This is a genomic window from Coprothermobacter proteolyticus DSM 5265 (assembly GCF_000020945.1).
In the GTDB taxonomy this organism is placed as follows: Bacteria; Coprothermobacterota; Coprothermobacteria; order Coprothermobacterales; family Coprothermobacteraceae; genus Coprothermobacter; species Coprothermobacter proteolyticus.
Map to the genome: position 1 here is coordinate 438,413 of NC_011295.1, position 14,843 is coordinate 453,255.

14 protein-coding genes are annotated in these 14,843 nt (G+C 44.8%); 13 read left to right on the forward strand and 1 reads right to left on the reverse strand.

The features are described 5' to 3' along the window. Positions 1-48 precede the first annotated feature (48 nt). The gene (locus COPRO5265_RS02220; RefSeq protein ID WP_012543630.1) at positions 49-1,062 is read left to right on the forward strand and encodes an ExbD/TolR family protein; all 1,014 of its coding nucleotides are present in this window, start codon (positions 49-51) and stop codon (positions 1,060-1,062) included. Here COPRO5265_RS02220 and COPRO5265_RS02225 read toward each other — a convergent pair. Continuing rightward, positions 1,026-2,339 (reverse strand): hypothetical protein, encoded by a 1,314-nt coding sequence (locus COPRO5265_RS02225; protein WP_012544170.1) that lies wholly within the window; start codon positions 2,337-2,339, stop codon positions 1,026-1,028. The two genes, COPRO5265_RS02220 and COPRO5265_RS02225, sit on opposite strands and share 37 nt — an antisense overlap. Before the next feature lie 28 nt (positions 2,340-2,367). Between COPRO5265_RS02225 and COPRO5265_RS02230 the strand changes: the two genes are divergently transcribed. Genes COPRO5265_RS02230 through ppdK form a run of 12 tightly spaced genes read left to right on the forward strand, consistent with a single transcriptional unit; the run spans position 2,368 to position 14,811 of the window. Then, complete coding sequence (locus tag COPRO5265_RS02230) at positions 2,368-3,327, forward strand: PhoH family protein (protein ID WP_107689236.1); 960 nt, start codon at positions 2,368-2,370, stop codon at positions 3,325-3,327. Further along, the gene (locus tag COPRO5265_RS02235; protein WP_041735597.1) at positions 3,305-5,137 is read left to right on the forward strand and encodes an HDIG domain-containing metalloprotein; all 1,833 of its coding nucleotides are present in this window, start codon (positions 3,305-3,307) and stop codon (positions 5,135-5,137) included. Before COPRO5265_RS02230 ends, COPRO5265_RS02235 begins: the two co-directional genes overlap by 23 nt. Further along, on the forward strand, positions 5,134-5,580 hold the full coding sequence (gene ybeY, locus COPRO5265_RS07350; RefSeq protein WP_012544113.1) for an rRNA maturation RNase YbeY: 447 nt from the start codon (positions 5,134-5,136) through the stop codon (positions 5,578-5,580). Before COPRO5265_RS02235 ends, ybeY begins: the two co-directional genes overlap by 4 nt. Further along, positions 5,537-5,986, forward strand: coding sequence for a diacylglycerol kinase (locus COPRO5265_RS02245; protein ID WP_012543767.1), 450 nt, complete (start codon positions 5,537-5,539; stop codon positions 5,984-5,986). The genes ybeY and COPRO5265_RS02245 overlap by 44 nt, the downstream gene beginning before the upstream one ends. Positions 5,987-5,995: 9 nt before the next feature. Further along, the gene (locus COPRO5265_RS02250; protein WP_012543861.1) at positions 5,996-6,409 is read left to right on the forward strand and encodes a cytidine deaminase; all 414 of its coding nucleotides are present in this window, start codon (positions 5,996-5,998) and stop codon (positions 6,407-6,409) included. Next, on the forward strand, positions 6,406-7,305 hold the full coding sequence (gene era, locus COPRO5265_RS02255; RefSeq protein WP_012544078.1) for a GTPase Era: 900 nt from the start codon (positions 6,406-6,408) through the stop codon (positions 7,303-7,305). Before COPRO5265_RS02250 ends, era begins: the two co-directional genes overlap by 4 nt. After that, positions 7,295-7,960, forward strand: a complete 666-nt coding sequence (locus tag COPRO5265_RS02260) for an endonuclease V (RefSeq protein ID WP_012544173.1) — start codon at positions 7,295-7,297, stop codon at positions 7,958-7,960. The genes era and COPRO5265_RS02260 overlap by 11 nt, the downstream gene beginning before the upstream one ends. Beyond that, positions 7,938-8,597: a deoxyribose-phosphate aldolase gene (gene deoC / locus COPRO5265_RS02265; protein WP_012543857.1), complete on the forward strand. Its 660-nt coding sequence runs from the start codon at positions 7,938-7,940 to the stop codon at positions 8,595-8,597. Before COPRO5265_RS02260 ends, deoC begins: the two co-directional genes overlap by 23 nt. Further along, positions 8,584-9,246: a recombination protein O N-terminal domain-containing protein gene (locus tag COPRO5265_RS02270; RefSeq protein WP_049750674.1), complete on the forward strand. Its 663-nt coding sequence runs from the start codon at positions 8,584-8,586 to the stop codon at positions 9,244-9,246. The genes deoC and COPRO5265_RS02270 overlap by 14 nt, the downstream gene beginning before the upstream one ends. Next, positions 9,243-10,118, forward strand: a complete 876-nt coding sequence (locus COPRO5265_RS02275) for a glycine--tRNA ligase subunit alpha (protein WP_012544427.1) — start codon at positions 9,243-9,245, stop codon at positions 10,116-10,118. The genes COPRO5265_RS02270 and COPRO5265_RS02275 overlap by 4 nt, the downstream gene beginning before the upstream one ends. Continuing rightward, complete coding sequence (gene glyS, locus COPRO5265_RS02280) at positions 10,118-12,127, forward strand: glycine--tRNA ligase subunit beta (RefSeq protein ID WP_012544620.1); 2,010 nt, start codon at positions 10,118-10,120, stop codon at positions 12,125-12,127. The genes COPRO5265_RS02275 and glyS overlap by 1 nt, the downstream gene beginning before the upstream one ends. Before the next feature lie 17 nt (positions 12,128-12,144). Then, entirely contained in the window at positions 12,145-14,811 is a 2,667-nt protein-coding gene (gene ppdK, locus COPRO5265_RS02285) for a pyruvate, phosphate dikinase (RefSeq protein ID WP_012544535.1), read from the forward strand. Positions 14,812-14,843: the final 32 nt, after the last annotated feature.

Below are 14,843 nucleotides of genomic sequence, written 5' to 3' on the forward strand. Positions count from 1 at the left end.
AGCCTCCAATCATCTGAGTTTTTTAGCTTGTTGTAATATAATCATAGCATGCAAAAAAGCAAGCAAAAAGACCAGAAGAAAGACCATCAAAAAGCCATAACCATAGTCATCATAGTGGTTGCAGTGCTGGTGTTGGGTTTGGTAGTATGGTGGAGCTGGACTCAGCTACATGGTGCTTTGAGTGTGCCATCGGAAGGGTTTAAGTTTGTGGCGGAAGGGCAGAAGATTTCAGTACCATGTCTATCTGATGGCTTGCTGACCACTGAAGAGGTTTTACTCTACAGCGCTAACCCTGATACTTTGATGAAATACTTGGCTTTGCAGCAAGTAAAAACATGCAGTGCACCTTTGGCTTGTTTGGCAAAAGGTTTCGATGGCAATAAACTGTATTTGGATCCCAATTGTTACGTGGATGCTGAAAATGCTGAAGTACACGGAGACGTGTTTGAGGCATTAAGCCGTTACTTTGGCGAAGGTAACGTGATGATTGGTTCTCGCCCTTTGGAAGCCAATCCGCTTAGTAGGGTCATACCATTAACCGCTTATTACTTCATAGATACGGAAGAAGGTGTACAGCTGGTGCACCGCGATGGTGTCTCTTTGGATCAATTCTGGAAGGAGCTCGCAGTGGAGCAGCAGCCAGAAGTAAGGGTGGAAGGCACTACGGCTTATGTAACTTTAAGTTTGCCCAGTTATGATGACCATTTGGCTTATGCTATTGCATTGAATGTGGAACACTTTATGAAGGTCAAGAGTGTGGTGTTGACCATAAACGGCTTAGAAGTTTATCGTCACCAAGTGCCTTATGCTTTGAAATTAGCGAAGTCCAATGAAGGTTTTCTTGTTACGGGAGAGGCACTCAGTGTGGATGAGCTGGAAAGTTTTCTAAGAGGTGTATCCATAACGGACAAAGGAAGTTCTGTACTGGTAAAGATTGATGCTGACATGAGCACTGAGGATTACAACTTGGTTATAGCCGTTTTAGATACCTTGAGTGGTAAAACAGTGAAAATAGTTGCGGGGCCCTATTCTGCTTTAGGTTCTTTTCCTTCGCAGTTCTGAAATCCCAGTAGCCACCTTTCTGGAACATGCAGCGCTATTGTTTCACCCTTCTTAAGAAAAGGGATGGGCGTGAGAAATTGATCCTTGTACGGTATATCTAGTTCTGAATGCTGCGTGTTGCTGACCGCTGACATGAGAAGTAACAGTCTTTTTGGTAGTTTTAAGCTGTGGCTGGAAAGTTCCAGCAGTAATGCGTCTTTTACCTCACAACCATTGTAAACACCGTTAAATGTGCAGACTTTTGTTTTTACAAGAAAACCACTGTGTACCAATATATCGCTAAGGTTACCATTGCAGAGTTTGTAAGTGGCTAGCAGATCTGCTGCAATGGTGTATAGCGATTTAGGTTTTTCTTGCTGGTAAAAATCTTTGAAGAAGCAGAACAGTTCATCTGTGGAATAGTACCTTCCTTTTGTCTGTAAGTCATCCAAGAAGGTTTTTTCTGTGTTGAGCAGCCGCAACCTTTGGAAACATTGCTCGTCTTTCACATTCTGGCAGTGTTTTTCAATTTTCCTAATGTGCTCTTCTAAAAATGTTCGGTAGTGATACTGCAGACTGAAGAAGAAATCGGTAAAACCCGCTAGCAGGCTTTGGAAAGAACTTCCTACAGTAAGGAGCGTTCGGTAAGTTTGTAGCTGTACAGCATTCACTGGATTTACAATGCCCTGAAAGTACTGCTCAATATTTCTAATATGTTCGGCATAGGAGATGCTAAGTTCTCTGGTATCTGCGGGGACTTGCTTAAGCAAGCAGATGACTGCCTCAAGATTGTAGTAGAGGTACCTCGCTTCTTCTTCTGAAGGCATGTTTGTCTCTTTTATGATAGGCAGCCTTTGAAAGATTTCCCACCTTAGCTTTTCCAAACCTTGTCCAGTCCAGATGACATTATTGAAGACTAATATGTTGTCCAGTTGCTTTCTGCCGTAGGGGACAGCATAGGAAGACATGGCCGTGGTATAGACCTCTGCTCTTTGAAAAGTCCTTAGAAATTCATCATTGTTCTTAGTATGATGGCTGAGAACCAAATACCACAGTGGCAAAGGAGAGGGTAGGTCAAAACGAAAGAGGGGTATGTTACCAGTAGTTTCCCAAAAACGCTTGTTTAAAAAGCGACTTTCCATGATTTGCACAGCGTGGAAATCAGTAGAAGGGTTGTTTATGCTTTTTGCACGGATAAAATCCTGAGAAAGTTTGTTTATGTCATGGGTTATGCCCATTAGTCTTAATGCAAGTTTTTGTTTCCAACTTACAATCGTTTTAGTGCCTCCTAAACGCATTTTTCCTTATGAAGTATAATATGCTAAGATGAGCATGAAGACCTACGAGCTAAAAGAAGAAGAGTGGACAGAATTCAGCCCGTTTTTGACCGGATCTGAAGAACAGCTTAAGCTGATGGAGCGATTTTTCAAAGTAAATGTGGTTTCCAGCCCAGAAGGAATTGCTGTAACGGCTGAAGATGAATCACGTATAAACGACTTCCTCGCTTTTTTGCGCAGTTTGTCAAACACACTTAGACGAGGAGAAACAATAAAAACGGAAGATCTTCAAAGGTTCTTGAGCTCCTACAAAGAATTTGGCCGGTTGGTTTTAGGAGATGTTATAACCCTAAATGCTCAGGGCAAACCAGTAAGACCTAAAACCAGGGGTCAGGAAATTTTCATCCAGGCAATGAGACAGAAGGATTTAGTGTTCGCGGTGGGTCCCGCTGGAACGGGTAAGACATTCTTGGCAGTAGCATACGGTGTAGCACTTCTAAAGGAGAAGAGTGTCCAACGATTAGTGATCTCGCGTCCCATATTGGAGGCTGGTGAGAAAATTGGCTTCCTGCCCGGAGACATCTATCAAAAGGTTGATCCATTTTTCCGACCATTGTACGATGCTTTATTTGATCTGTTGGGGCCAGAGAAAACTCAGCGTTACATAGAAAGAGGCATTATTGAGGTAGCTCCCTTAGCTTACATGCGTGGGCGTACTTTTGACAATGCTTTCATCATCTTGGATGAGGCCCAGAACACGGGTAACGAACAGATGAAAATGCTGTTAACACGCATGGGCTTGGGTTCAAAGATGGTAGTTACTGGGGACATAACGCAAATAGATTTGCCAAAGCCCAAAGAATCTGGATTGATAAGGGCTCTGGAGATCCTAAAAGGTTTTGAGGAGATTGCCATTGTTTACCTCAAAGAAAGTGACATTGTGAGGCATCGTCTGGTGCAGAAAATTGTGAAGGCTTATAAGGACTATGAAGAACAAAATCAAGAGTAATTTGGTTTTAATACTGTTCATCTTGGGTGCCGCCATATTATTTGTGGGGCTTTTGCCCTTACGTGCACCCATTAAAGACGGTAGATTCACTCGTTCTGTGGTGACGGACAGAAATTTGAGCATAAGATTTGGAGATCAAATTCAAGGGACACTTTTGGTTAGCGATGAAATGACGGTTAAGTCGTACGTAAACACGTTATCCAGATTAGGTGAACAGAATGCTGATCCTGAGCTGAGACAGGCTTTGGCTTTACTAAGTCAGTACGTAAAGGAAAAAGGAATTTACGAGACAGAGATACCCATTAGTGCAGGTTGGGTTCAGAATACGCTGAATTTGAGTGCTGAAACTTCCAAGAAGCTGGCAACGTTGGTATCAGGTATTGTAGTCAAGCCCACATGGGTGGAACGGCCTTTAGATGTAATCACTGCCATTACAACAGCCGAAAGCGTGGTTATTCCAGCTGGTACATTGGTGGCGCGTGATGGAGACGAAGTGGTAGAAGAGCAGGTAAGAGCACTAAGTTTGATGGGGTTGTGGATACCTGGAGAAGCATTCTACCCTGTTGCGTACTGGGTTTTTATCTTCCTCGTCCCAGCAGTGTGGCTCATAGTAACTTGGAGGAGCCAGGTTTATAAATCTTATTCGCCTATCTTTTACTTCTTCTATGGTGTGCTGGGGGCATTAATGTTTTTCTATGTCTATCGTTTCTCCAGCTTATTACTCGGTTTGCCATTGTTCCTGTTTGGTTTCTTGGTGCTTTCACTAAAGATGGCAGAGAAAGGTCTTTGGTCCATGCTAATTCCCATGAGCGTCCTTTCATTTTTAGCTGTGCCCATGGCTGCTTACAACTGGGTTTCTTTGATACTGGTGGGCTTGCTGATTTATGGCTTGGGCAACAAATTCTTCCAATACGAAACTGTACTCACGGCTGCTGGATTATCTGTACTAGCACTAATCGGTTTGGAAATTCTGTGGTGTTTTGGTAGTGGGGTACGAAATCTGAGTTTGGTGTGGAATGGTCTGACTTATACGGTGATGGGTTGTTTAGCGGTAGGTTTGCTACTTGTTGGAGCATTCTGGTGGGAGGAAAGAAAAGGATACCTTACTCCGCTCACCATAGTAAAGCTGAGCAACCTCAGACATCCGCTTCTGCAAAGGCTTGCCATTGAATCTCCTGGTAGTTATCACCATTCCATGGTTTTAGCGCAGATGTGTGAAGAGGCTGCATCAGCTATTGGCGCTAACCGCATTTTGGCTCGTTTGGGAGCCATGTACCACGATATTGGTAAAACTAAACAGCCACAGTATTTCATCGAGAATAATCCTGAAGCCAACGACTTGCATGAGAAGATGAGTCCCAGTTTGAGCATGCTCATACTTTTGTCTCATGTTAAGGAGGGACTTGCTTTAGCTGAGCAGTATAAACTGCCATACAGTGTTAGAGAATTCATTGCTACTCATCATGGCACCAGTGTCGCTAGTTTCTTTTATCACAAGGCAAAGACCAATGGTGCTGAAGTGTCTGAATCAGAATTTAGATACCCGGGGCCATTACCTAAAAGTAAGGAAGCGTCCATACTTATGTTGGCCGATGGTTGTGAGGCAGCAGTCCGTTCCCTAAGTGAGAAGAACGAATCCACTATAAGATCCACAGTATCTTCCATAATCGACTCCAGATTAGAAGATGGACAACTGGAGAATTCAGAGCTAACTTGCAGAGATCTGACCATTATTGAAAACGTATTCGTGAGAGTGCTTTTGGGCCTTTATCATCCCCGGGTTCCATACCCAGGAGGTGCTGAAACGTGATTGATGTGGGTAAAGAAGTTCCCGTTCCAAGAGGAGCTATTAAGCTCACTAAAAACACTCTGAAATTTCTCTTGTCAAAATTTGGCTTGGAAAATAAAGATGTTTCTGTGTATTTTTGTAATGAGAGAACCATTATCGACTTAAACACACAGTACAGATTTAATGAAGAGCCCACTGATGTCTTGTCTTTTACTGGGGAAGGTGACTTCTTAGGAGAAATCATAATATGTGTACCAGTGGCACTAAGACAAGCCGAAGAAAGTGGTGTGGACTGGCAGGTGGAGTTTGCCATGCTTATTGTTCACAGTTTTTTGCATTTGTTAGGGTACGATGATGAAACTGAAGAGGGATTTGCTGAAATGGTGGAAGTTCAAAATAAGTTGTTAAAAGAGTTGGGTTATGAAGAATCTTCGATTGGCAGACTCATTCCGAATAGCCGTTAAAGGTCTCAAGAACGCTTTCTTGCGCGAGTACCACATCCGAGTGGCTTTTTTCTTGGTGCTTGCTTTGTTTCTGTACAGTCTGGTGCTTGGGCTGACACTTCGCGAGTGGCTTGTTCTTGTGACGTTTTCTTCATTGGTGGTGTGTTTGGAAATGATTAACAGTGCTTTGGAAAAACTGGCTGACGCCGTACATCCTGATTGGAGTGAACAGGTCGGGTTTGCCAAGGATTTAGCAGCGGGTGCTGTTTTGGTTAGTATTGGAGCTGCTGCGGCTGCTGGACTGCCTGTTTATGTTTCAGCTTTTAGCAGACGTTTTTCTGTTTCATGGACTTATTCTCTTTTTGTTAACTTAGGCTTACTTATTTTGGGCATAGTACTACTGTTTGTCTGGGATTTTAGGAGGTAAGACGTGTATATGACGAATGAAGAATTAATTAGGAAGTATGATGATTTAATCAGTGCAGCTAAGTCTGCTAGGGAGAACGCTGTGGCGCCTTTTTCTAACTTCAGGGTGGGCGCTGCTTTGCTTGGAAAAAGCGGCAAGGTTTACTTGGGAGCAAACATGGAACCAGCGGTGATGAACTTGGGACTTTGTGCTGAAAGAACTGCTCTGTTTAGCGCTCTGGCTCAAGGCGAAAAAGAATTTGAAGCTATCGCGGTGTATGCTGGAACTGAGCAGCCTGGTTATCCCTGTGGCGGCTGTCGACAGGTATTTTCAGATTTGGCGCCGAATGTTTTGTGGCTCTTAGTTGGGGATAAAGAGGTTAAAATAGAGACACTGGAAAGCATGTTACCTAATCGTTTCGTTTTAGAAGACCTTAGGAGGTGAGTACCTTGTCCAAATCGGGCATAGTAAGCCTGGTAGGGCGGCCCAGTGTGGGTAAGTCCACATTAATAAACAACTTAGTGAAGCAAAAAGTTTCCATTGTAACTCCTCGTGCTCAAACTACTCGGCGTCCCATTAGGGCCATTTTGAATACTGAAGACGGATCACAAATAGTGTTTGTGGATCTCCCTGGCGCCAAGAAGCCTTATGACGCGCTAGGAGAGTATTTGCTTGATTCTGTATGGAGAAATGTTGGCGATTCGGATTTAGCACTTTTTGTAGTAGATGGCTCATCTGTGCCCCCAGGGCCTGGAGACATTTTCGTAGCGCGAAATCTGATGAAAACAGGTGTTCCCGCGTTGCTGGTAATGAACAAATCAGATTTAATCTGCGATGACCAAGTGGAAGAGCGCTTGAGAATGTTTGAGTCATTAGGTGATTTTGTGGGATCAGTGGCTATATCCGCACTAAACGGAAGCAACTTGGATAGGTTAGTCAATCTTGTCCTGGACCATTTAGATGAGGGGCCGCAGTTCTATCCTGAGGGTATGCAAACGGATCAGCCTCTGGAACAATTCATTGGCGAAATAATACGTGAAAAGATTATGCTCTTGACATCAGATGAGATCCCTTACGCTGTGGAATCTCAGGTGGACTTCTTAGATGAGCAGGAAGACATAATACGCATAAATGCGACCATTTATGTGGAAAGGGAATCTCAGAAACCCATCATCATTGGTGCCAACGGACAGATGATAAAGCAAATAGGTACCCTGGCAAGAAAAGAACTGGAGGTTGTGCTGGGAAAGCATGTGTTTTTGGGGCTCTGGGTAAAGGTAAAGGAGAATTGGCGTAACAATAAGGAAGCACTTTATTACTTCGGCTACCATGTGGAATAAAGAGCGTTTTCAAAGGGCTCAGTTGGCACTGAGATCTATTAAGGAAGATTTCTCGCTAAACCAGTGTGTCCACACTGTGGCTGCTTTCGACGTTTCTTTCCAAGCAGGGCTCGGTGTGGGCGTGGTGGCGCTTTTTAACTACCAGAGTGTGCAACTCATGGAATGTGAAATCGTGGTAAAAGAACCGTATGTTCCGTATGTACCCACCTATTTGGCTTTTAGGGAGATGCCTTACATTTTGGCGCTTTACAAGAAGTTGCATGAGGAACCTGATCTGTTGCTCATTGACGGCCACGGTAAGAGTCATCCTAGAGGTATGGGCATTGCCACTCAGGCAGGGCTTTCTTTGAGAAAGCCCTCAATTGGGGTAGCAAAGCGCTTGCTTTTTGGTGATTTATTGGAAACCGCTGATGGTAGTTCTCTGGTAGTTCATCCTGAAACAAGGGAACCGTTAGCCGTTGCCTATAAAGAGAAACCACGTTTCAAGCCAGTTTTTATTTCCGTGGGAGCAGGTGTGTCCAACCTGAGTGAAGCTGTGAGCCTGGTTCTACCCCTTTTTAAGGGCCATAGGGAACCTGAGCCACTCAGGTACGTGCACAATGTGTCTCTTCAGGAAGGAAGGAGGATGCGTGATGGAGTACAACAGGTTAATTGATCACACGCTGCTAAAAGCAGATGCTACGGTGGAGCAAATAGAGAAACTCTGCAAGGAAGCTTTGCAGTACAATTTCTTCTCTGTGTGTGTGAATTCGGCTTTCGTACCTTTGGCTAAGAGCTTTTTGGAAGGATCAGACGTGAAAGTGGCAACCACCATAGGCTTTCCCTTAGGAGCTTCTGCCACTGCTGTAAAGGCTTTTGAGGTGGAGCAGGCCTTAAAAGAGGGTGCCGATGAATTCGACATGGTCATCAATGTGGGTTGGCTGAAAAGTAAGCTTTACAGGCTGGTGCATGAAGACATAGCTGAGGTGGTGAAGGCTGCTGGAGGAAAAGTGGTGAAAGTCATCATCGAAACTTGTTACTTGACTGACGACGAGAAGAAGATTGCTTCCAGTATTGCTGCTGCGGCAGGGGCTCACTACGTCAAAACATCAACGGGTTTTGGTACAGGCGGTGCCACAGTTGAGGATGTTCAACTCATTAGGTCAGTAGTAGGTCCCAATATTGGTGTGAAAGCTTCTGGTGGAATAAGGGATGCTGCAACCCTGAAAGCCATGGTGGATGCTGGAGCTAACCGTATTGGAGCCAGCGCCAGCGTTAAAATCATGGAGGAACTGCGTATTGAGGGAAATTGAGGAGCAATTTGCCATATTGGAGCGGATTCCCTACAGAGAAACTGATTTGCTCTTGTCTGTACTGGGAGAGCATATCGGAAAGGAGCTTCTTACGGTTAGGTCAGGTAGAAAAATTCCTAACAGGTGGAAAAGTTCTTTTTTGGAAGGGAGCATACTCTTGGGTCGCATTTTGCAAGTGAAGAACCATCACGTATTGACAGGCGTGATCACAGAAAAATATGTACCCTACGAAAAGTACAGCCCTTTTATGATTTTGGCTTTAGAGATGTTTTCAAAAACTCCATCTGTAGACCGTTCTTCTTTTCAGCTCCTGGAGAAATTCCTAACCTCTGAGCAAACTGCAAGGGATTTTGATCAATTCTTAGTTTCTTTCATGGTAAAAGAGAGCTTGCAGCCCAGCTTGAACAGCTGCGTGGTTTGCGGTGAAAAGAGAGAACAATTTCCTATAAGCGCTAGTGTGTACTTGGGCGGTTATGTTTGCCCCAGGTGCGGATCTGGAGATGTGGAACTTACTGACGTGGACTACGAATCTCTTTTAAAGACATACCGCAAGGTTGGTGAGCTTACTGAAAACATGAGAGCTTATTGGTTAGATGTGTTGGAATCACAGCTTAGTACTAAATTCGTTTCCAGGGAGGGGTTAAAGTGACCTTTCAAGAACTTATAACGAATCTTACTGATTTTTGGATAAAGCAGGGCTGTATTTTAGCCCAGCCTTATGACGTAGAGGTGGGCGCTGGTACCATGAACCCCAATACTTTCTTTAGAGTACTAGGGCCAGAGCCCTGGCGGGTAGTCTATGTGGAACCATCCAGACGCCCCGCAGATGGCCGTTATGGGGAAAACCCGAATAGGTTGTACATGCACCATCAGATGCAGGTTATCTTAAAACCGGCTCCTTTTAATGTGCAGGATTTGTATTTGCAGTCCTTAGAAGCCATTGGCATTTCACTAAGTGAACATGACGTACGTTTTGTGGAAGACAACTGGGAATCGCCAACGCTGGGTGCTTGGGGAATCGGATGGGAAGTTTGGTTAGATGGCATGGAGATTACACAGTTTACCTACTTCCAGCAGGCAGGTGGATACGATCTAAGTGTGGTACCAGCTGAACTCACTTACGGCCTGGAACGCATTGCCATGTACTTGCAGCGGGTGGAGAATGTTTTCGACCTGAAATGGTCGGAAGACATTACCTACGGCGAAATGCGTAAAACAGAAGAATATCAGCATTGCGTCTATGCTTTTGAAGAGTCTGATGTAAACAAGCTTAGATCATGGTTTGACTCTTATGAGGATGAAGCAATGCGTCTCATAGATAAAGGACTCACGTTACCAGCCTATGATTACGTTTTGAAGTGTTCCCACACGTTCAATTTATTAGATGCTCGTGGGGGATTCTCTGCCGCGGAGCGCAGTTCTTATGTGCTTAGAATCAGGAAACTAAGTAGCAGAATTGCTAAACAGTGGCTCAAAGAGCGAGAGGAGAAAGAATTTCCTTTGATGGGGAGGTGGAACTAATGGATCTACTTTTTGAGTTGGGTTTTGAGGAAATGCCGCCTTCTCATCTGAAAGCTTTGAAACAGCAGGTTATGGAGCGCTTGGAGCCCACTTTTAAGGATTATGGGCTCTCTTTTGAGACGGTTAAAACATTTCTTACACCCAGACGTTTTGCTTTATTGTTGGGCGGTTTGCCAGAAAAACAAGCTGTGGTGGAAAAAATGATAAAAGGCCCACCTAAAAGTGCTTGTTACATGCCAGATGGCAGCATTAAGCCTGCTTTGGAAAAGTTCATGCAATCCAACGGGGTTAGCTCAGACAATATAAGAATAATTGAAGAAAACGGTAAGAGTTATGTCTATGCTTTCAAAACAGAAGGTGGTAAAGATGCTTGTGAGGTCCTCCCAGCATTACTTGAAGATCTATTCACGGACCTTTGGTTTCCCAAGAGCATGCGTTGGGGCCAAGGTTATGTGTTTGGTCGACCTGTTCGCTGGATTGTGGCTCTAGTCGATGATCAAGTGCTCCACATAGAACTTTTCGGGGTGAAATCGAACCGGGTATCGCGTGGACTTAGGGTTTTCGGTAGTGATGTGGAAATAGACATCCCTGGTCATTATGAGCAGCTGGAAAAGGAAAAAGGTTTGATCATCGCAGATGAAAACAAAAGAAGAGATTTGATACGTAACCAAGCTGAAAAGCTTGCTGCAGAGCTAAATGGCAAGCCGCACTTACCTGAGGAATTATTAGAAGAACTCACCTTTATTAACGAATACCCAACGGGGTTTGTTGGGCATTTTGAAGATAGGTTCTTGCAGCTTCCTAAAAAGGTACTGGAAACTGTTATGATCCATCACCAGCGCTATGTGGCGGTTGAAAATGAACAGGGTCAGCTTTTGCCTTATTTTATCGGCTTTAGAAATGGCCCCAGTGAAAACATTCAACAGGTTATTGTGGGAAACGAAAGAGTGATTCGTGCTAGGTTTTACGATGCGCTCTTCTTTGTGGAAGAGGACTTGAAAACGCCGTTTGCAGATAGAGTTCAGGGGCTTGAGAGAATTAGTTTTTTAGGTAACTACGGAACGCTTCTGGACAAAGTTAACAGAGTCAAGCGTTTGCTGGCACTGTTCAATAAAGAGAATGATCTGCTACTTCAGAGCTTGGCTGAACTTTACAATGCAGATCTAACTACGCTCATGGTTCAGGAGCTACCTGAGTTGCATGGATACATGGGAACGTTTTACGCTAAGCGTAGTGGAGTGGAAGAACCTTTAGCCAACCTCATTGAGGAAGTTGTTACAGAACCAAGGGTTGAAAATAGCGCAATCATAAAGGTGCTGGATGCACTGGATACTATTTTTGCGGGTTTCGACATGGGCTTTGTGCCTTCAGGTTCCTCAGATCCCATGGGGCTAAAAGGCTTGGCATTTGATGTTTTGGATCTCATCTGCAAGTTTTTCCCTGAGCGATCAGTGAAGGATTTAGTTTTGGGTGCGGCAAGCATTTTGGGGAAAGAAAACCTGGTTGCTGCCGTGGAAGAATTCTTCTTGGATCGCTTAGATAGTTGGATTGAGTGCAAGGAAATTAGGGTTAAGAACGCTATTATGGACAGGGCTCTGGATAAGCCCATAGGTATGTTCCCAATCATGGTAGAAGTGCTTGGACAATTCTGGACTGGTACCATGGTGCAGAACATTGCCCTAGCTCACAGGCGAATTCGCAACATAATCAGGAATCAGGAGGCTCATGCAAGTTTTGATCCGGCTATCGGGTCTGAGAACGATTTAAGATTGCACGAGAGTTTTCTTAACAATGGCATAAGAATAGACTCTTTAAACGTGGTAACAAAAGATGGTTTAATGAAGGTGCTGGAATACTTAACTGCTCTAAGTGATGACGTACACGAGTATTTTGACAAGGAACTGGTAATGGCAGAAGACGTTAAGGTGCGTCAGAACAGGGTTGCATTACTCATGGCTGTTGATAATCTGTTCAGCAGATTTGCATATTTCGGCGACTTAGTTTTGTAGTAATAGGAGGGTGAACAATGGCAAAGAGAATTTACTTTTTTGATGACCCCGAACCAGTTGGCAGAGAGCTTCTGGGAGGCAAGGGTGCAGGACTGGCAGAAATGACACGGATTGGCTTACCCGTGCCTTATGGTTTCACCGTTACCACGGAGGTGTGTAGAGAGTACTATCGTTTGGGCGGTAGGCTCCCTGATGGCCTAAAAGAGGAAGTCATACAGAGCATGCACAAACTTGAGGATAAGGCAGGTAAAAAGTTCGGTGATCCAAGCAACCCACTACTGATTAGTGTACGCTCTGGTGCTCGGGTATCCATGCCCGGAATGATGGATACCATTCTGAACCTGGGTCTAAACGATGAGACCGTGTTGGGTTTGGCTCGTTTGACAAATAACGAGCGTTTTGCCTGGGATAGCTACAGGCGTTTTATAACCATGTTCTCTGATGTAGTGCTTGGCATTTCAAAGGATGAATTTGAAAAGGTACTCGATGAAGTAAAGGAAAAAGAGCACGTAAAATACGATGCTGAAGTTTCTGCCGAAGGTCTAAAAGAGGTTGCTCTGAAGAGCAAGGAATTGGTTCAGAAAATTACAGGAAATCCTTTCCCCATGGATGTGTGGGAACAGCTTTTCATGGCCATTGAGGCAGTGTTCAGGTCATGGAACAATCCTCGCGCCATACTTTATAGGCAACTTAACAACATCCCTGACGACTGGGGAACCGCAGTAAACATTGTTCAAATGGTATTTGGTAATATGGGCGATGATAGTGGTACTGGTGTTGCCTTTACCAGGAACCCCGCCACTGGCGAAAAGGAACTTTACGGTGAGTACTTGACGAACGCTCAAGGTGAAGACGTGGTTGCTGGTATACGTACGCCAAAACCCATAAAAGAGATGGCACAGGAATGGCCAAATACTTATGCTGAGCTAACGCATGTTGCCGCTCTACTGGAAAAGCATTTTAAGGACATGCAGGATATGGAATTCACTGTTGAGAAGGGTAAACTTTACATGCTTCAAACCCGTAGTGGTAAACGTACTGCGCAGGCTGCCGTAACTATTGCAGTCGACATGGTGCATGAAGGGTTAATAGACAAGGAAACGGCTGTTCTCAGAGTTAGTCCCGAGGACGTAAACCATTTGCTACATAAGCGTATTGACCCCTCAGCAAAAGGAAATCCCATAGCAGTAGGCTTAGCAGCATCACCGGGTGCAGCTGTGGGGACGTTGGTGTTTAGTGCTGAAGAAGCAGTGGCTGAGGCCAGTGCAGGTAAGAGCGTTATTTTGTGCAGGCCAGAGACCACACCTGACGATTTACATGGAATGGTGGCAGCGCAAGGAATCCTGACTACTCGCGGTGGAATGACCAGCCACGCGGCTGTAATAGCCAGAGGCATGGGCAAACCAGCTGTAACTGGTACAGAATCGCTGAAATTGGATCTGGATAACGGCGTAGTTACAGCTCCAGGTGGTGTGACCATAAAGAGGGGCGACGTTGTAACCATTGATGGTGGTACCGGTGAAGTATTCTTGGGAGCATTACCTTTGGTAGAACCCGAAGTAAGTGCTCATTTTGAAGAGCTACTAAGCTGGGCCGACGAGTTTAGAAGACTGGGTGTAAAAGCTAATGCAGATACCCCTGAAGATGCGGCTTTAGCACGCAAGTTTGGTGCAGAAGGCATAGGGCTGACAAGGACTGAGCACATGTTCCTGGGTCATGAGCGTACGCAAATAGTTCAGGACATGATTCTGGCAGAGACCACAGAAGAGAGAATGGTGCCACTGCAGAAACTTCTAGAGCTTCAGAGGAGTGACTTCATCGGCATACTCAAAGCCATGGATGGCCTTCCAGTGACCATTAGGCTTTTGGACCCACCGCTACACGAATTTTTACCTGAACCGCATGAAGCTGCCAAAGAGCTTGAGCAAGCAAAGAGAAATGGTGCTCCTGCTGAAGAAATCGAAAGGTTAGAAAGACTTTACCGAAGGACTGTGCAGTTCCAGGAACACAACCCCATGATGGGCTTTAGAGGCTGCCGACTGGGTATTATCTACCCGGAGATTTATGAAATGCAGATAAGGGCAGTAGCAGAAGCCGCCGTTGAGCTAAAGAAGCAGGGTTACAATCCTCGTTTCCAGATCATGCACCCATTGGTGGGAACTGAAGAAGAGATGAAATTCTTAGCGGAGATGACTCACAAAGTAGTTAACGAAGTTCTTGGAAACAACGGCATTGAACTGGACTACAAGGTTGGAACCATGGTAGAGGTGCCTAGAGCGGCACTGGTGGCAGGTGATTTGGCAAAGTATGCAGAATTCTTCTCTTTTGGTACTAACGACCTTACGCAGCTAACTTTTGGTTATTCACGTGATGATGCCGAAGGTAAATTCTTGGGCGCTTATGTGCAAAAGGGCATACTTCCTGAGGATCCATTCATCAGTCTTGACAGAAACGGTGTGGGTAGATTAGTTGAACTAGGTGTTACCGAGGGAAGAGCTACTCGACCTGAGTTAGAAGTAGGCATATGTGGAGAGCACGGTGGCGATCCAAAGTCCATTGAGTTCTGCCACCAAGTGGGCTTGGATTATGTATCTGCTTCACCATATCGTGTACCACTGGCAAGATTAGCTGCAGCTCAGGCTGCCCTTAAAGAGAAACGCGGAGAAATATTCAAGGACAAATAAAAGAGCCATATAACTGAGCTTTGCAGGAGTCA

Coding starts and splice junctions, on each gene's coding strand:
- COPRO5265_RS02220 (WP_012543630.1), top strand. CDS start 49: ATGCAAAAAAGCAAGCAAAAAGACCAGAAGAAAGACCATCAAAAAGCC.
- COPRO5265_RS02225 (WP_012544170.1), bottom strand. CDS start 2,339: ATGCGTTTAGGAGGCACTAAAACGATTGTAAGTTGGAAACAAAAACTT.
- COPRO5265_RS02230 (WP_107689236.1), top strand. CDS start 2,368: ATGAGCATGAAGACCTACGAGCTAAAAGAAGAAGAGTGGACAGAATTC.
- COPRO5265_RS02235 (WP_041735597.1), top strand. CDS start 3,305: ATGAAGAACAAAATCAAGAGTAATTTGGTTTTAATACTGTTCATCTTG.
- COPRO5265_RS02245 (WP_012543767.1), top strand. CDS start 5,537: ATGAAGAATCTTCGATTGGCAGACTCATTCCGAATAGCCGTTAAAGGT.
- COPRO5265_RS02250 (WP_012543861.1), top strand. CDS start 5,996: ATGACGAATGAAGAATTAATTAGGAAGTATGATGATTTAATCAGTGCA.
- COPRO5265_RS02260 (WP_012544173.1), top strand. CDS start 7,295: ATGTGGAATAAAGAGCGTTTTCAAAGGGCTCAGTTGGCACTGAGATCT.
- deoC (WP_012543857.1), top strand. CDS start 7,938: ATGGAGTACAACAGGTTAATTGATCACACGCTGCTAAAAGCAGATGCT.
- glyS (WP_012544620.1), top strand. CDS start 10,118: ATGGATCTACTTTTTGAGTTGGGTTTTGAGGAAATGCCGCCTTCTCAT.
- ppdK (WP_012544535.1), top strand. CDS start 12,145: ATGGCAAAGAGAATTTACTTTTTTGATGACCCCGAACCAGTTGGCAGA.